At 62.9% G+C, this 13,300-nt stretch carries 16 protein-coding genes; 1 reads left to right on the top strand and 15 read right to left on the bottom strand.

All coding sequences use genetic code 11. From position 1 onward, the window contains the following. Window positions 1–4 precede the first annotated feature (4 nt). The 3 genes from rodZ to KUV81_RS12005 are packed head-to-tail and all read right to left on the bottom strand — an operon-like array spanning window position 5 to window position 2,908. Entirely contained in the window at window positions 5–985 is a 981-nt protein-coding gene (gene rodZ / locus KUV81_RS12015; protein WP_222544091.1) for a cytoskeleton protein RodZ, read from the bottom strand. Next, the gene (pilW, locus tag KUV81_RS12010) at window positions 985–1,758 is read right to left on the bottom strand and encodes a type IV pilus biogenesis/stability protein PilW (protein WP_222544090.1); all 774 of its coding nucleotides are present in this window, start codon (window positions 1,756–1,758) and stop codon (window positions 985–987) included. Before pilW ends, rodZ begins: the two co-directional genes overlap by 1 nt. Before the next feature lie 31 nt (window positions 1,759–1,789). Continuing rightward, window positions 1,790–2,908: a bifunctional tRNA (adenosine(37)-C2)-methyltransferase TrmG/ribosomal RNA large subunit methyltransferase RlmN gene (locus tag KUV81_RS12005; RefSeq protein WP_222544089.1), complete on the bottom strand. Its 1,119-nt coding sequence runs from the start codon at window positions 2,906–2,908 to the stop codon at window positions 1,790–1,792. Between the two features lie 184 nt (window positions 2,909–3,092). On the opposite strand from KUV81_RS12005, the gene KUV81_RS12000 reads away from it, so the two are divergent. Further along, window positions 3,093–4,145, top strand: coding sequence for a CNNM domain-containing protein (locus tag KUV81_RS12000; protein ID WP_222544088.1), 1,053 nt, complete (start codon window positions 3,093–3,095; stop codon window positions 4,143–4,145). Window positions 4,146–4,204: 59 nt separating this feature from the next. Here the strand turns inward: KUV81_RS12000 and ndk are convergent, their stop codons facing one another. The 12 genes from ndk to trmJ form a co-directional block, all read right to left on the bottom strand. Further along, window positions 4,205–4,636: a nucleoside-diphosphate kinase gene (gene ndk, locus KUV81_RS11995; protein ID WP_222544087.1), complete on the bottom strand. Its 432-nt coding sequence runs from the start codon at window positions 4,634–4,636 to the stop codon at window positions 4,205–4,207. Window positions 4,637–4,778: 142 nt separating this feature from the next. Further along, window positions 4,779–5,252: a hypothetical protein gene (locus KUV81_RS11990; RefSeq protein WP_222544086.1), complete on the bottom strand. Its 474-nt coding sequence runs from the start codon at window positions 5,250–5,252 to the stop codon at window positions 4,779–4,781. A 380-nt stretch (window positions 5,253–5,632) separates the two neighbouring features. Then, a complete protein-coding gene (locus KUV81_RS11985; RefSeq protein WP_222544085.1) occupies window positions 5,633–6,415 on the bottom strand; it encodes a tryptophan 2,3-dioxygenase in 783 nt (260 codons plus the stop codon). A gap of 240 nt (window positions 6,416–6,655) precedes the next feature. Then, window positions 6,656–6,856: a Fe-S cluster assembly protein IscX gene (iscX, locus tag KUV81_RS11980; RefSeq protein WP_222544084.1), complete on the bottom strand. Its 201-nt coding sequence runs from the start codon at window positions 6,854–6,856 to the stop codon at window positions 6,656–6,658. Window positions 6,857–6,865: 9 nt separating this feature from the next. Next, on the bottom strand, window positions 6,866–7,204 hold the full coding sequence (gene fdx, locus KUV81_RS11975; protein ID WP_222544083.1) for an ISC system 2Fe-2S type ferredoxin: 339 nt from the start codon (window positions 7,202–7,204) through the stop codon (window positions 6,866–6,868). 9 nt (window positions 7,205–7,213) lie between these two features. Then, the gene (hscA, locus tag KUV81_RS11970; protein ID WP_222544082.1) at window positions 7,214–9,064 is read right to left on the bottom strand and encodes a Fe-S protein assembly chaperone HscA; all 1,851 of its coding nucleotides are present in this window, start codon (window positions 9,062–9,064) and stop codon (window positions 7,214–7,216) included. 20 nt (window positions 9,065–9,084) lie between these two features. Further along, a complete protein-coding gene (gene hscB, locus KUV81_RS11965) occupies window positions 9,085–9,600 on the bottom strand; it encodes a co-chaperone HscB (RefSeq protein WP_222544253.1) in 516 nt (171 codons plus the stop codon). Between the two features lie 2 nt (window positions 9,601–9,602). Next, window positions 9,603–9,926, bottom strand: a complete 324-nt coding sequence (iscA, locus tag KUV81_RS11960) for an iron-sulfur cluster assembly protein IscA (protein ID WP_222544081.1) — start codon at window positions 9,924–9,926, stop codon at window positions 9,603–9,605. Between the two features lie 15 nt (window positions 9,927–9,941). After that, complete coding sequence (iscU, locus tag KUV81_RS11955; protein ID WP_222544080.1) at window positions 9,942–10,325, bottom strand: Fe-S cluster assembly scaffold IscU; 384 nt, start codon at window positions 10,323–10,325, stop codon at window positions 9,942–9,944. 67 nt (window positions 10,326–10,392) lie between these two features. Next, on the bottom strand, window positions 10,393–11,607 hold the full coding sequence (locus tag KUV81_RS11950) for an IscS subfamily cysteine desulfurase (RefSeq protein ID WP_222544079.1): 1,215 nt from the start codon (window positions 11,605–11,607) through the stop codon (window positions 10,393–10,395). Between the two features lie 66 nt (window positions 11,608–11,673). Beyond that, on the bottom strand, window positions 11,674–12,135 hold the full coding sequence (iscR, locus tag KUV81_RS11945; RefSeq protein ID WP_222544078.1) for a Fe-S cluster assembly transcriptional regulator IscR: 462 nt from the start codon (window positions 12,133–12,135) through the stop codon (window positions 11,674–11,676). Window positions 12,136–12,390: 255 nt separating this feature from the next. Continuing rightward, entirely contained in the window at window positions 12,391–13,131 is a 741-nt protein-coding gene (trmJ, locus tag KUV81_RS11940; RefSeq protein WP_222544077.1) for a tRNA (cytosine(32)/uridine(32)-2'-O)-methyltransferase TrmJ, read from the bottom strand. Window positions 13,132–13,300: the final 169 nt, after the last annotated feature.

Here is a 13,300-nt window from a genome sequence, read left to right as displayed (position 1 = left end):
GGTCTTATTGCGGCAGGGTCAGGCGGGCCACCCGACCGGCACGGAAAGAGGAGAGATCGACGGCTTCGCCATCGAACACCAGGGACACCGCTTCCGGTGCGCCCAGGCGCAGGCTGAAGGGGGCCTCACCCTCCAGCTCGGTGGTGTAGCCGGCCAGTTTGAGCCCCTCGAGCAGCACATTGCCGTTGGCGTCCTGCACCAGCATCCAGCACTCACTGCTGAGGCTGATGGCCAGGCGGTTCAGCGCGGCCTCGGTGGCCTCGGCCTGGGCCGGTACCGACGGTGCGGCGTCACTGATGGTGGGGCTCTGGTCCGCGCCACTGGGCGCGGTATCTTGAATCTCGACCGCGGCCGGTTCATCGGCCTCGGTTTGTGCGTTGCTGTCGGCGGGTGCCTCAGGGGTGTCTTCCGGGGCCGGCTCCGGCAGCTGCACCGGAACTGGTGCCTCGTCCTGGGCCGGTTCGTCGGTTACCGACAGGTCAGGCTCATTCGGCTCGGGCTCGGACAGGGTTGGCTCGGCGATACCGGACTCGGCCGGTGTACTTACCGGTGCCGTGTCGTTCTGGGGCGCCAGCTGACGGGTCTCCTCGTTGGCCAACCACCACCAGATCACCAGGCCGACGATGCCGGCGGCGATGATCCAGGTGGCCATCATCCAACGGTTGTCGGTCTTCTGCTGGTTGGTGCGGCGGGAGAAGCTTTGCATGTTCGGGGTGGCTTCCACCTGGTGCAGGGCATCCAGGGCCTGGTTCAAACGGGCTTCGTCCAGCCCCACCAGGCGGGCGTAGTTACGAACGTAACCGCGGATGTACGTCACCGAGGTGCCGGGCTCGAAGCTGTCGTCCTCCATGCCCTGCACCACGGAGTGGCGCAGGTTGAGGCGCTGAGCCACTTGCTGAGTCGTCAGCCCCGCTTGCTCTCGGGCCGCCTTCAGCAGCGGGCCGGGAGTTTCTACGGTGTTCTCGTTGTTCTGTTCGTCGCTCATCAGTAATACTTCGTTCGGTAGGTTTTCGCCTGCTCTGAACCGGGGTACTTGGCCAACAATAACACCCCATAGCGGCGAGCCGCATCAGTATCGTTCGCATCGAGGGCCAATTCCACCCCCAATAGCAGGCTGTCCGGCGATTCGTTGCCGTTATCGTGATATCGGCTCAGGTATTTGCGTGCCTCGGAGGGCTGCTGACGGGCAAACGCCAACTGGGCCACCTCCAGCAAAGAGACGGCGCGACGCGGGTCATAATTGAGGGCCTGGACGAAATAGCCCTGGGCCTTCTCCTCCCACCCCGCCTCCCGGGCGCAGAGGCCCAGGTTCTCGTAGGTCTGGGCCTGGCGGATGTAGTTGGGCATCTTCACCGCCCGGCTCATCCACTGGTCGGCATCCTTGTAGCGCCCCTGACGACAGAGAAACACGCCGTAGTTGTTGGCGGCATCGGCGTTGTTGCGGTTGGCGCTCAGGGCACGGCGGTAGGCACGCTCCGCCTGCTCGGTGTCGGAGACGGTTTCGTAGTAGTAGGCCAGGGCCAGGTGGGCCTCATCCAGGTCAGGCGCCTGTTTGAGGGCACGGTCGAGGTTGAATTTGGCCTGTTCCATGTTGCCGCGGCGCAGGTAAGTGAGGCCCAGCGCGATGCGCTCCCGGGCCGCTGCCACCGCATTGTATTTCTGTTCCACGACCGGCTGGTCCGTGCCGCTGTAGGTGGTTTGCTGGACGCAGCCGCCGAGGCCCAAACAGGCCAGGGCCAGCAGGCATATGCGGTTCATTTAGACCCCGATCCTTTGGCCAAACAAGAGGTTAGACCATTGTGACGGAAATGCCGTCCCCTTGCATGCGTTTTTTCAGCATGCGCTTGGTGCGGTCACGGACGTCCCCCACCAGCTGTCCGCAGGCCGCGTCGATGTCGTCACCGCGGGTCTTGCGGACGATGACGGTCATGCCGTAATCCATCAGCACCTTGGCGAAACGATCGATGCGCGAGTTGGAGCTCTTGCCGTAGGGACTGCCCGGGTAGGGGTTGAAGGGGATCAGGTTGATCTTGCACGGGGTGTCCTTCATCACCTTGGCCAGTTCATGGGCCTGTTCCGTGCTGTCGTTGATGTGGTCCAGCATCACGTACTCCACCGTCACCCGACCCTTGTTGGCGTAGGACTTGGAGAGGTAGGTGCGCACCGAGGCCAGGAAGGTCTCGATGTTGTACTTCTTGTTGACCGGCACCAGCACGTCCCGCAATTCGTCGTTGGGGGCATGCAGGCTGATGGCCAGAGCCACGTCGATCATGTCGCCGAGCTTGTCCAGGGCGGGCACCACACCGGAGGTGGAAAGGGTGACCCGACGCTTGGACAGGCCAAAGCCGAAGTCGTCCAGCATGATGTCCATGGCGGGCACCACGTTGCTCAGGTTGAGCAGCGGCTCACCCATGCCCATCATCACCACGTTGGAGATGGGGCGCTCGCCGGTGTCGGTCTTGAGGCCCAGGTAGGTGGCCACGCGCCACACCTGACCGATGATCTCGGCCACCGTCAGGTTGCGGTTGAAGCCCTGCTGGGCGGTGGAGCAGAAGCTGCACTCCAGGGCACAACCCACCTGAGAGGAGACGCACAGGGTCGCGCGGTCGCTCTCGGGGATGTAAACGGTCTCCACCTCCTGACCGTTACCCACGTCGATGGCGAACTTGATGGTGCCGTCGGCGCTGTGCTGGCTGGTGGCGATCTGTGGCGCGACGATCTCGGCCCGCTCCTTGAGCTTGCCTCGCAGCACCTTATTGATGTTGGTCATCTGGTCAAAGTCGTCGCAACCGAAGTGATAGATCCACTTCATCACCTGGTCAGCACGGAACGGCTTCTCGCCCATCTCCGCGAAAAATTCGCGCATGGCTTTGCGATCCAGGTTGAGCAGGTTGATTTTGTCAGTCATCGGTTGCCTCGTTTAACCAGCCGAAAATGGCGCGCAATTGTACAGGCCCGGGCGCCACCGCGTCCAGTCTCCCAAGGTTTCAGTCTAGCCCCTGCACATTGTGCTTCCGAGAACGGGTGGGAGTCGTGGTAGACTCTGGCTCACCATTAATTACGGATACCCAAACCCTAAGGCCTTATCGGCAATGACACTTCTTCTGGTTTATGTCGCGGTCGCCATTGGCGTCTCATTCATCTGCAGCGTGTTCGAAGCGGTGCTATTGAGCGTCACCCCCTCCTACATCGCCGGACTCAAAGCGGAGCGGCCCAAAGCCGCCGCCAACCTGGCCGAGCTCAAAGAGAACGTGGAAGCTCCCCTGGTGGGGATCCTGACGTTGAACACCATCGCCCACACCGCCGGTGCGGCTGGCGCCGGGGCCCAGGCCGCCGCCGTCTTTGGCAGCCAGGCGCTGGGGCTTTTCTCCGCGGTGCTCACCTTCGCCATCCTGTTCTTCTCCGAGATCATCCCCAAGACCCTGGGCGCCAACTACTGGCGAACCCTGGCCCCCAGCGTGGCCATCGGTCTGAAGTGGATGGTGACCCTGTGCAAGCCCCTCATCTGGTTCTCCATGAAGATGACCGCACTGATGGGCAAGGGCGAGGCCGGCCACTACGTGCGGGCGGAGATGACGGCGATGGCCGACATCGGCGCCGAGTCCGGTGAACTGAACGAGCAGGAGTCCAGCATCCTCAAACAGATGCTCAAGGCCCGCTCGGTACCGGTCAGCGCCATCATGACCCCGCGCACGGTGATCCACTCCCTGAGCCAGGATCTGACCCTGACGGAGTTCACCCACCTGCACGGCAAGCGTCGCTTCTCCCGGGTGCCGGTGTACAACGAGGACAGCGACGACATCGTTGGCTACATCACCCGCTCCGAGGCCCTGCTGGCGGAGAAGCACACCCCGAAGGCGCCGCTGAAGTCGATCCGCCACAGCATCATCGCCGTGCCGGAGAGCGCCCGACTGATGACCCTGCTGGAGCTGCTACTGAAAAAGCACACCCAGATCGCCATCGTTGTGGACGAGTACGGCAGCGTGCTGGGCCTGGTGACCATGGAGGACATCGTCGAGTCCCTGCTGGGGCTGGAGATCGTGGATCTGAGCGATCCGGCCACCGATATGCAGCAGGTGGCCCGCAAGCTGTGGGAGCACCGTCAGAAGCAGCGCAAGATCCGGCTGAGCAAAGACGAAGAGTAAGCGGACACAAAAAAAGCGCCCCCTCGATTGAGGGGGCGCTTTTTTATGCCGGGCTCACCTTAGCGGGTGCGCGGGCACAGCTCTTCAGCAGTGAAGAAGTAGGCGATCTCGCGCTCGGCGGAAGCCAGGGCATCGGAGCCGTGTACGGCGTTCTCGTCGATGCTGTTGGCGAAGTCGCTGCGGATGGTACCGCGGGCGGCTTCGGCCGGGTTGGTGGCGCCCATGATTTCACGGTTGGCCAGAACGGCGTTGTCGCCTTCCAGAACCTGCACCATGATGGGACCGGAGGTCATGAAATCCACCAGGGCACCGAAGAAGGGGCGCTCTTTGTGCTCGGCGTAGAAGCCTTCGGCCTGCTCACGGCTCAGGTGAACCATTTTGGAGGCAACGATCTTCAGGCCAGCGGCCTCAAAACGGTTGTAGATGGCACCGATGTGGTTTTTGGCAACCGCGTCAGGCTTGATGATGGAAAAAGTGCGCTCTAAAGCCATTGTCCACTCCATGTTGTCTATCGGACATTAAATTCTCGGCGCGGATTATATGCCAACTGACCCGGCAAACCCAGCCCCAATCACAGCGCAAAAAAGCCGGGACAATCCCGGCTCGCATTTTTCCCTGTCCGCTTGCGCGGGATCACCATTTGCTGGCGGCGTACTTCACCCCGACCCAGGCGCAGTGCTTGTCGCAGTTGCGGCGGTAGCGGGTCACGAATCCGGTGCGGTTGGCAGCGGTGATGGCGTCGCGCAGCTGATCGGCCTGGTCGGGCTGTTGCGCCACGGTGAGCATCAGGCGGCCACCGTTGCCCAGGCGGCGCCAGGCATGATCCAGCAGCGGCTCATAGGGCTCGGTCAGGCGCTCGGGCAGGATCGCAATGGCGTCGCACTGCTGTTCGTCGACACTGGGGCCAGGGGCCACCACGGTCACCTGAGGGAAGAGGTGCAACTGCTGCTGCAGGCTGCGGCGCTCGGCGTCGGAGACACCGGGCTCGGTCAGCACGGTGATGCGGCCGGTCTGGCCCACCGCCATCGCCAGGTTTTCCACCGTGGTCATGCAGAGGGTGCCCATCAGGATGGCGTGTTCCCCCCGCTTCAGGCCCAACTTGCGCATCAGAAAACGCAACTGCCAACCTGGCAAACCCGACTCAATGGGCGCCGAGACGAGCTCAGGCGCAATACTGCGGACAATTGGAGTCATTGTTGTCTCCGCAAGGAATTATTATGTGTGATAAGAAAAGTCCAAAGCGCGAAAGGCGGGACTTTGACTAATAAAGCGACAACCAGTCACCAAACATAAAGTGTGTTTGATGCAAAAAAAACCCCCTGAATGGCATTTTTTTACGCATTTTGCCCCTATGGTTCGATAACTCCCTGCTACGTCACAAAAACCACAATAATCACGATCGGAACTTTACTTTACCCCCGTCCCAGTCGCAGGGTCGAAAACGGCACCCGAAGGTGCCGTTTTACTGTGTTGAGTGCGAAATTGCTTCAGAGCAGACCCCGAACCGCCCACAAATCGGGAAAGATGTAGCGATGCAAGGTCTTGTGCAGGTACGCCGCCCCAGGTGAGCCCCCACTGCCCCGCTTGGTGCCTATGGTGCGCTCCACCATCTTGACGTGGCGATAGCGCCACTCCTGAAGCCCCTCGTCCAGGTCCACCATCAGCTCGGCAACCAGGTTGGCCTCCGGGTCACGGGGCAGCAGATGGGCCAGGCGGGCCTGGGTGGCTTCGCAGGGGTCGTAGATCACCCCGGCGTCGTTCACCGGCTTGGGGGTGGGGATGTCGTGGCCGCGCAGGTTGAGGTAGGCGACGAAACCGGCCCACAGGGTGGGCTGGGCCAGGCGCTGCTGCAGCCGGTGGTATTGCTCGGGCACGTCCTTTTGCACCTCGATGGCCTGGGGGGAGTGCACACCGCAGAGGATCTCCAGCTCGCGGAACTGCCAGGACTGGAAGCCGCTGGAGCTGGCCAGAAAGTCGCGGAAGCTGTTGAACTCCATCGGCGTCATGGTTTCCAGGATGTCCACCTGGCCCACCAGGGTCTTCATGATGGTGAGGATGCGCCGCAGGGTCTTGGCGCTGTGCCAGGTTTCCCCAGCAACCAGGGCCGGGCCCAGCTTGTCCATCTCGTGCAGGATCTGCTTGAACCACAGCTCGTAGGTCTGGTGAATGACGATAAAGAGCATCTCGTCGTGTTCCGGCGGATCCGACTGCAGTTGCTGCAGCTTGAGCAACTCCTCCACCTTCAGATAGCTGCCATAGGTCAGTGCCATGGTGTGTCCCTAACTCCAATTTCGCCCGCAGGCAATCCTTGCCTTCGACTCTATCGGCTCCCCCAGGGCCTGGCCAGCGCCCCCACAAGGCCGACTCGGGCGGCCAGGTGCAAAGCTGCCTTGCCAGTATGCAACCGGCCGGGCGCAACCCACAGCCTGCGGGGTTTGGCCCGCCCTTCCCCTGTGTTGCTCCCTTTACGGTGGGACAAAAGAAAACGGAGCCTTGCGGCTCCGTTTGGGTCAATCCATCTCTTCGATCCAGGCCTGCTGGATCGCTTCCAGCACCTTCTCGCCACAGTGGCTGGGGTCATCATCGAACCCCTCGAGGGCCAGCACCCACTCCCGCAGGTCGGTAAAGCGCACCTGGGTGGGGTCCACGTCGGGTTTGGCTTCCGACAGTTCGATGGCGATGTCCTGTACGTCAATCCATTTCAGGCCCATGGGATCTCCTTAGTGGTTTTCCGATACCTGGTTGATGGTGTAGCGGGGGATGTCGACCACCAGGTCGTCGTCCGCCACCTTCGCCTGGCAGGAGAGACGGGACTCCGGCTCCAGACCCCAGGCCTTGTCCAGCATGTCGTCTTCCAGCTCGTCGCTCTCCTCCAGGGAGTCGAAGCCCTCGCGCACCACGCAGTGGCATGTGGTGCAGGCACAGGACTTCTCGCAGGCGTGCTCGATGTGGATGCCGTTTTTCAGCGCCACATCCAGGATGGTCTCACCGCTTTGGGCTTCCACTTCCAGGCCGCTGGGGCACAGTTCCTGGTGGGGCAAAAATACGATCTTTGGCATCGGTTCCTCTTATACGTTGTCCACGGACTGGCCGGACAGGGCCCGGCGGATCGCCAGGTCCATCCGGCGAGCGGCGAAGTCGCCACTGGCCTTGTCCAGTGTCTCGATCCCCTGCTTGATGGCTTCCCCATCGGTGCCTTCGCAGAGGTGTTGCAATTGCGTCATCAGCCGGTCGAGCTCGGCGCGCTCCTCGTCGTTCAGCAGCACCTCGCCGTCTTCGGCCAGGCCACGGCCCAGGCTTTCCAGCACGCGGCCGGCTTCGATGCGCTGCTCGGTGAGCATCCGCTTGGTGATGTCCTCCTTGGCGTGGGCCATGGAGTCTTTGAGCATCTGCATCACTTCGCCATCGGAGAGGCCAAAGGAGGGCTTCACCTCGATGGACGCCTGCACCCCGGAGGTTTTCTCCATGGCGGTGACGCTCAGCAGGCCATCGGCGTCGACCTGAAAGGTCACCCGGATCACGGCGGTGCCCGCCGCCATCGGCGGGATCCCCTGCAGCACGAAGCGGGCCAGGGAGCGGCAGTCTTCCACCATCTCCCGCTCACCCTGCACCACGTGGATCGCCATGGCGGTCTGACCGTCCTTGAAGGTGGTGAACTCCTGGGCCCGGGCCACCGGAATGGTGGTGTTGCGGGGCACCACCTTCTCGGTCAGGCCACCCATGGTCTCCAGCCCCAAGGAGAGCGGCAGCACGTCCAGCAGCAGCATCTCGGAGTCCGGCTTGTTGCCCGCCAGGATGTCCGCCTGAACGGCGGCGCCGATGGCCACCACCCGGTCCGGATCGATGGAGGTCAGCGGCGGGCGACCGAAAAAGTCCCCCAGGGTCTGGCGCACCAGGGGCACCCGGGTGGAGCCCCCCACCATCACCACTTCCAGCACCTCCTCCTTGTCGACGCCGGCGTCTTTAAGGCAGCGGCGACAGGCCATCAGGGTTTTCTTCACCAGCGGCTGGATCAGGGCATCGAACTGGGCGCGGGTGACGCTGCCGCGCCACTCGCCCAGCTCGGCGGTGACTTCGTCGGCGTCAGTCAGGGCTTCTTTGACCCGGCAGGCTTCCATCATCAGCGCCCGCTGGGTGCCGGCATCGGCACTGTCGGCGCCGGACAACTCGGCCAGATGATCCGCCAGCAGGTGGTCGAAGTCATCGCCGCCCAGGGCGGAGTCGCCGCCGGTGGCCATCACCTCGAACACCCCTTTATTGAGGCGCAAAATGGAGATGTCGAAGGTGCCGCCGCCCAGGTCATAGACCGCGATCACCCCCTCCTGACCGGAGTCCAGGCCGTAGGCGATGGCCGCGGCAGTGGGCTCGTTCAGCAGGCGCAGCACCTTGATCCCAATCAGCTCGGCGGCGTCCTTGGTGCCCTGGCGCTGGGCGTCGTCGAAGTAGGCCGGTACGGTGATCACCGCGCCGGTGAGATCCCCGCCCAGGGTCGCTTCGGCCCGCTGGATCAGCGGCCGCAGCACCTCGGCAGAGACCTGGATCGGGTTCACCACCCCCTGGCGGGTTTCAAACAGCGGCAGGCCGTTTTCGGAGGCAGCCAGGCGGTAAGGGTGATTGGGGTAGCGACCGGTGACGTCCGCCAGGGAGCGCCCCAGGTAGCGTTTTACCGAGATGATGGTGTTGTAGGGGTCGGCCACCGCTTCGGCCTGGGCGGTGTAGCCGGTGGCCACCCCCTGCTCCAGGTAGCGCACCACGGAGGGCATGCGGTGGCGGCCGTCGGTGTCCGGCAGGGTGTCCGCCTGGCCGCTGCGCACGGCAGCCACCAAGGAGTTGGTGGTGCCCAGATCGATGCCCACCGCCAGCTTGTGCTGATGGGGCGCGGCGCTTTGGCCGGGTTCGGCAATTTGCAGTAGAGCCATGATGCTGTGTTATCCGTCGATCACGGTGCCCACTGCTCTTCCAGCAGGGACAGCTCGTCTTCCAGTTTATGGATGAATTTGAGTTTGCGCACCGTGTCCGCCGCCTGTTCCCACGCCTGGCCCTCGAGGCGGGCGCGCAGCTCGGTGGTCATCTGCTTGCGATCCCCCTCCAGGCGATCCGCCAGGTCCATCGCCGCCTGCTCGGGATCGGCGCTGTCCGGCAACTCTTCGAGCGCCTCGCGCAGCTCCAGCTGCTCCATCAGGAACAGGGGGTCTTTGATGGTGGTGGACTCGCCACGCAGCTCGATACCGTTGAGTCGCAACAGGTATTCGGCGCGGCCGATGGGGGATTTGAGGGTTTGAAAGGCGTCGTTGATTTCGGCGGTTTTCTGCACCGCCATCAGGCGCTGCTGCTCGCTGGCGGCGGCAAAGTTGTCCGGGTGTACCGCCCGTTGCAGCTCGCGGTAGCGGCTGGCCAGGGCGGCCCCGTCAATCTCATAGCCCAGGGGCAGGCCAAAGAGGTCGAAGTAGTTCATGGTCAGACGGTGAAACTCTCGCCGCAACCACACTCCCCGGACGCGTTGGGGTTATCAAACTTGAAGCCTTCGTTGAGGCCCTCTTTGACGTAGTCCACCTGGAGGCCGTCCAGGTAGACCAGGCTCTTGGCGTCGATGATGATGTTGACGCCCTGCAGCTCAAACACTTCGTCACCGGGGCTCAGCTCGTCGACGAACTCCAGCACGTAAGCCAGACCGGAACAGCCTGAGGTTTTCAGACCCAACCGCAAGCCGATCCCCCTGCCTCGATTCTGCAGGTAGGATTTGACGCGCTCGGCCGCGGTGTCGGTCAGTGAAATGCCCATGGGTACAGCTCCAGCTTACTTCTCGTGCTTGCTCTTGTAGTCGGCGATGGCGGCCTTGATGGCGTCCTCGGCCAGGATAGAGCAGTGAATTTTCACCGGCGGCAAGGCCAGCTCTTCGGCGATGGCGGTGTTCTGGATCTGCTCCGCCTCCTCCAGGGTCTTGCCCTTCACCCATTCGGTGACCAGGGAGCTGGAAGCGATGGCACTGCCGCAGCCGTAAGTCTTGAACTTGGCGTCTTCAATCACGCCGCCGTCGTTGATCTTCAGCTGCAGTTTCATCACGTCGCCACAGGCCGGAGCGCCGACCATGCCGGTTGCCACGCTGGGATCGTTCTTGTCGAACGAGCCGACGTTACGCGGGTTTTCGTAGTGGTCGATTACTTTATCACTGTAAGCCATGACTTAACTCCAATACTTACTCTGTTCGTGAGGGGAGTCCCACCTGCGTGGGACCCGCCCAAATCCGTTAGTGTGCGGTCCACTCGACCTTGGACAGGTCGACGCCATCTTTGAACATCTCCCACAGCGGCGACATGTCGCGCAGCTTGCCGATGGCATCGTTGATGATGCTCACCGCGTGGTCCACTTCCGCCTCGGTGGTGAAGCGACCGATGGAGAAGCGGATGGAGCTGTGGGCCAGCTCGTCGTTCAGACCCAGGGCGCGCAGCACGTAGCTGGGCTCCAGGGAAGCGGAGGTACAGGCACTGCCGGAGGAAACCGCCAGGTCCTTGAGCGCCATGATCAGCGACTCGCCTTCGACGAAGTTGAAGCTGACGTTGAGGTTGCCGGCCACGCGCTGCTCGAGGTCACCATTGACGTAGACCTCTTCCATGTCCTTCACGCCGTTCCACAGACGGTTGCGCAGGGCCAGGATGCGATCGTTCTCGGTGGCCATCTCCTCCTTGGCGATGCGGCAGGCTTCACCGAAGCCGACGATCTGGTGGGTGGCCAGGGTGCCGGAGCGCATGCCGCGCTCGTGACCACCGCCGTGCATCTGGGCTTCCAGGCGCACCCGGGGCTTACGACGCACGTACAGGGCACCGATGCCCTTGGGGCCGTACATCTTGTGGCCGGAGATGGAGATGAGGTCGACCTTCATGGTCTTGACGTCCAGCGGGATCTTGCCGGCGCTCTGGGCGGCGTCCACGTGCAGCAGGATCCCCTTGGCACGGCACAGCTCGCCAATGGCGGCCACGTCGTGGATCACCCCGATCTCGTTGTTCACGTGCATGATGGAGACCAGTACGGTGTCTTCGCGAATGGCGTCTTCGAGGCGGGTCAGCGGGATGATGCCGTTGGCGTCCGGCTCCAGGTAGGTGACTTCGAAGCCTTCACGCTCCAGCTGACGGCAGGTGTCCAACACCGCTTTGTGCTCGGTCTTGCTGGTGATGATGTGCTTGCCCTTCTTCTGGTAGAAGTGGGCCACACCCTTGATCGCCAGGTTGTTGGATTCGGTCGCGCCGGAGGTAAAGACGATCTCGCGGGGGTCGGCGTTAAGCAGCTCGGCCACCTGGTTGCGGGCCACGTCCACCGCCTCTTCCGCCTGCCAACCGTAACGGTGGGATCGGGAGGCCGGGTTGCCAAAGGTGCCATCCAAGGTCAGGTACTGCACCATGATGTCGGCGACACGAGGATCCATCGGCGTGGTGGCAGAGTAATCAAAATAGATCGGGAGTTTCATTACCTTCTCCGCTTGCGAGCCGGTCAATTATGGTACCGGCGAAGTACGACAAAAATTCGGGTGGGTTCAGGCCCGAGCCTGAACGCGGCCCTGTGCCTGCTCCTGGCGCAGGCTGACCACTTTGACATCGCGGTTGGCCATCAAGTCGGCCAGGCTGATGCCATTTAAGAAACTGGAGATGCGATCGCTCAGGTCTCCCCACAGGGAGTGGGTCAGGCAGCGCGCCCCGCCCTGGCAGTTGCTCTTGCCGTGGCAGCGGGTGGCGTCGACGGACTCGTCCACGGCGTGCACTACCATACCCACGGCGATCTCTTCCGCCGGGCGACCCAGCAGGTAACCGCCGCCGGGACCCCGGACGCTGGACACCAGGCCGTGCTTGCGCAGTTTGGCGAACAGCTGCTCCAGGTAGGAGAGGGAGATCCCCTGCCGTTCGGAGATGTCAGCCAGGGGCACGGGGCCATCGGGGGAGTGCAGCGCCACATCCAAAATGGCGGTCACCGCGTAGCGGCCTTTCGATGTGAGTCTCATTGCCTATGTCCTTCCATCTGTCTGCCGACCAGTCTACATACCCGAGTAATTTAGTCAAGTATTAGACCCAGTGAACCGGTCAGGTATTTTGGGCCTCGTTTGGCCTCAATACCCCGGTGGCGGGCCGGGGTATTTAACCCCATTGAGCGCTCGGGATCAATGACCCTTAAGTGGAGATCCAACCGATTGGTTCGACCGTTTTTTTGAGGTGGATCACGGTAATTTGTGACCCCTTAGTGACAGGGAAGTGGTGAATCATTCCGTCGGCTTCTTGCCGTGCTGGCCACTGGCCTTGTCCACCGAGGTGAGCACGCCGCGCAAAATGGCCAGCTCGGTGGCCTCGGGACGGGCGCGGTTGAACAGCCGGCGCAGCTTGGTCATCACCTGTCCTGGGTGGGCCTGGATGATAAAACCGGTGTGACTCAGTGTCCGCTCCAGGTGCTGATAGAAGCCCTCCAGCTGCCCCTGGTTGGGGTAAGGCTCCTGGGCCTCGGCCGGTGCCTCGGCCATCGCCAGATGCGCCATGCGGGTCTCGTAGCTGAGCAGCTGCACCGCCTGGGCCAGATTGAGGGAGCTGTATTCGGGGTTGGCGGGGATGCAGACGTGGTAGTGGCACATCTGCAGCTCTTCGTTAGTCAGTCCGTGGTTCTCCCGGCCAAACACCAAAGCCACCGGCCCCTGGCGCCCTTCCTGGGCGAGCTTGGTGCCCGCCTCCCGGGCATCCAGCATGGGCCAGCTCAGGGTGCGGCTGCGGGCGCTGGTGCCGATCACCAGGGCGCAATCCGCCACCGCCGAGGCCAGATCCTCGGTCACAACCAGGTGCTTGAGCACGTCGGTGGCTCCGGCGGCCAGGGCCACAGACTGACCATCGGGCTCGACCCGGGGCTCGGCCAGCACCAGCTGGGACAGGCCCATGGTCTTCATGGCCCGGGCGGCGGAGCCGATGTTGCCGGGGTGGGAGGTGCCCACCAGAACAATGCGAACGTTACTGAGCATGGAGGTTGCCAAATCTGTGCAGGGGGTATGGCGGCGGATACTAGCACACCCGGGGTCTATGCTTGATCCTCAGCGTCACGAAAAATCCACCGGGGCCGCTTTAGTCCTTGCCTGCGGAGGGGTTTGGCTATACCATGCGCGCCTTGCCGCAGGCTTGCGCCTGGTCCCG

The sequence above is a fragment of the Ferrimonas balearica genome (assembly GCF_019802085.1).
Taxonomy (GTDB): domain Bacteria; phylum Pseudomonadota; class Gammaproteobacteria; order Enterobacterales; family Shewanellaceae; genus Ferrimonas; species Ferrimonas balearica_B.
The sequence above is the reverse complement of the archived record's forward strand: the minus strand, read 5'-3'. Positions and strand labels throughout refer to the sequence as shown.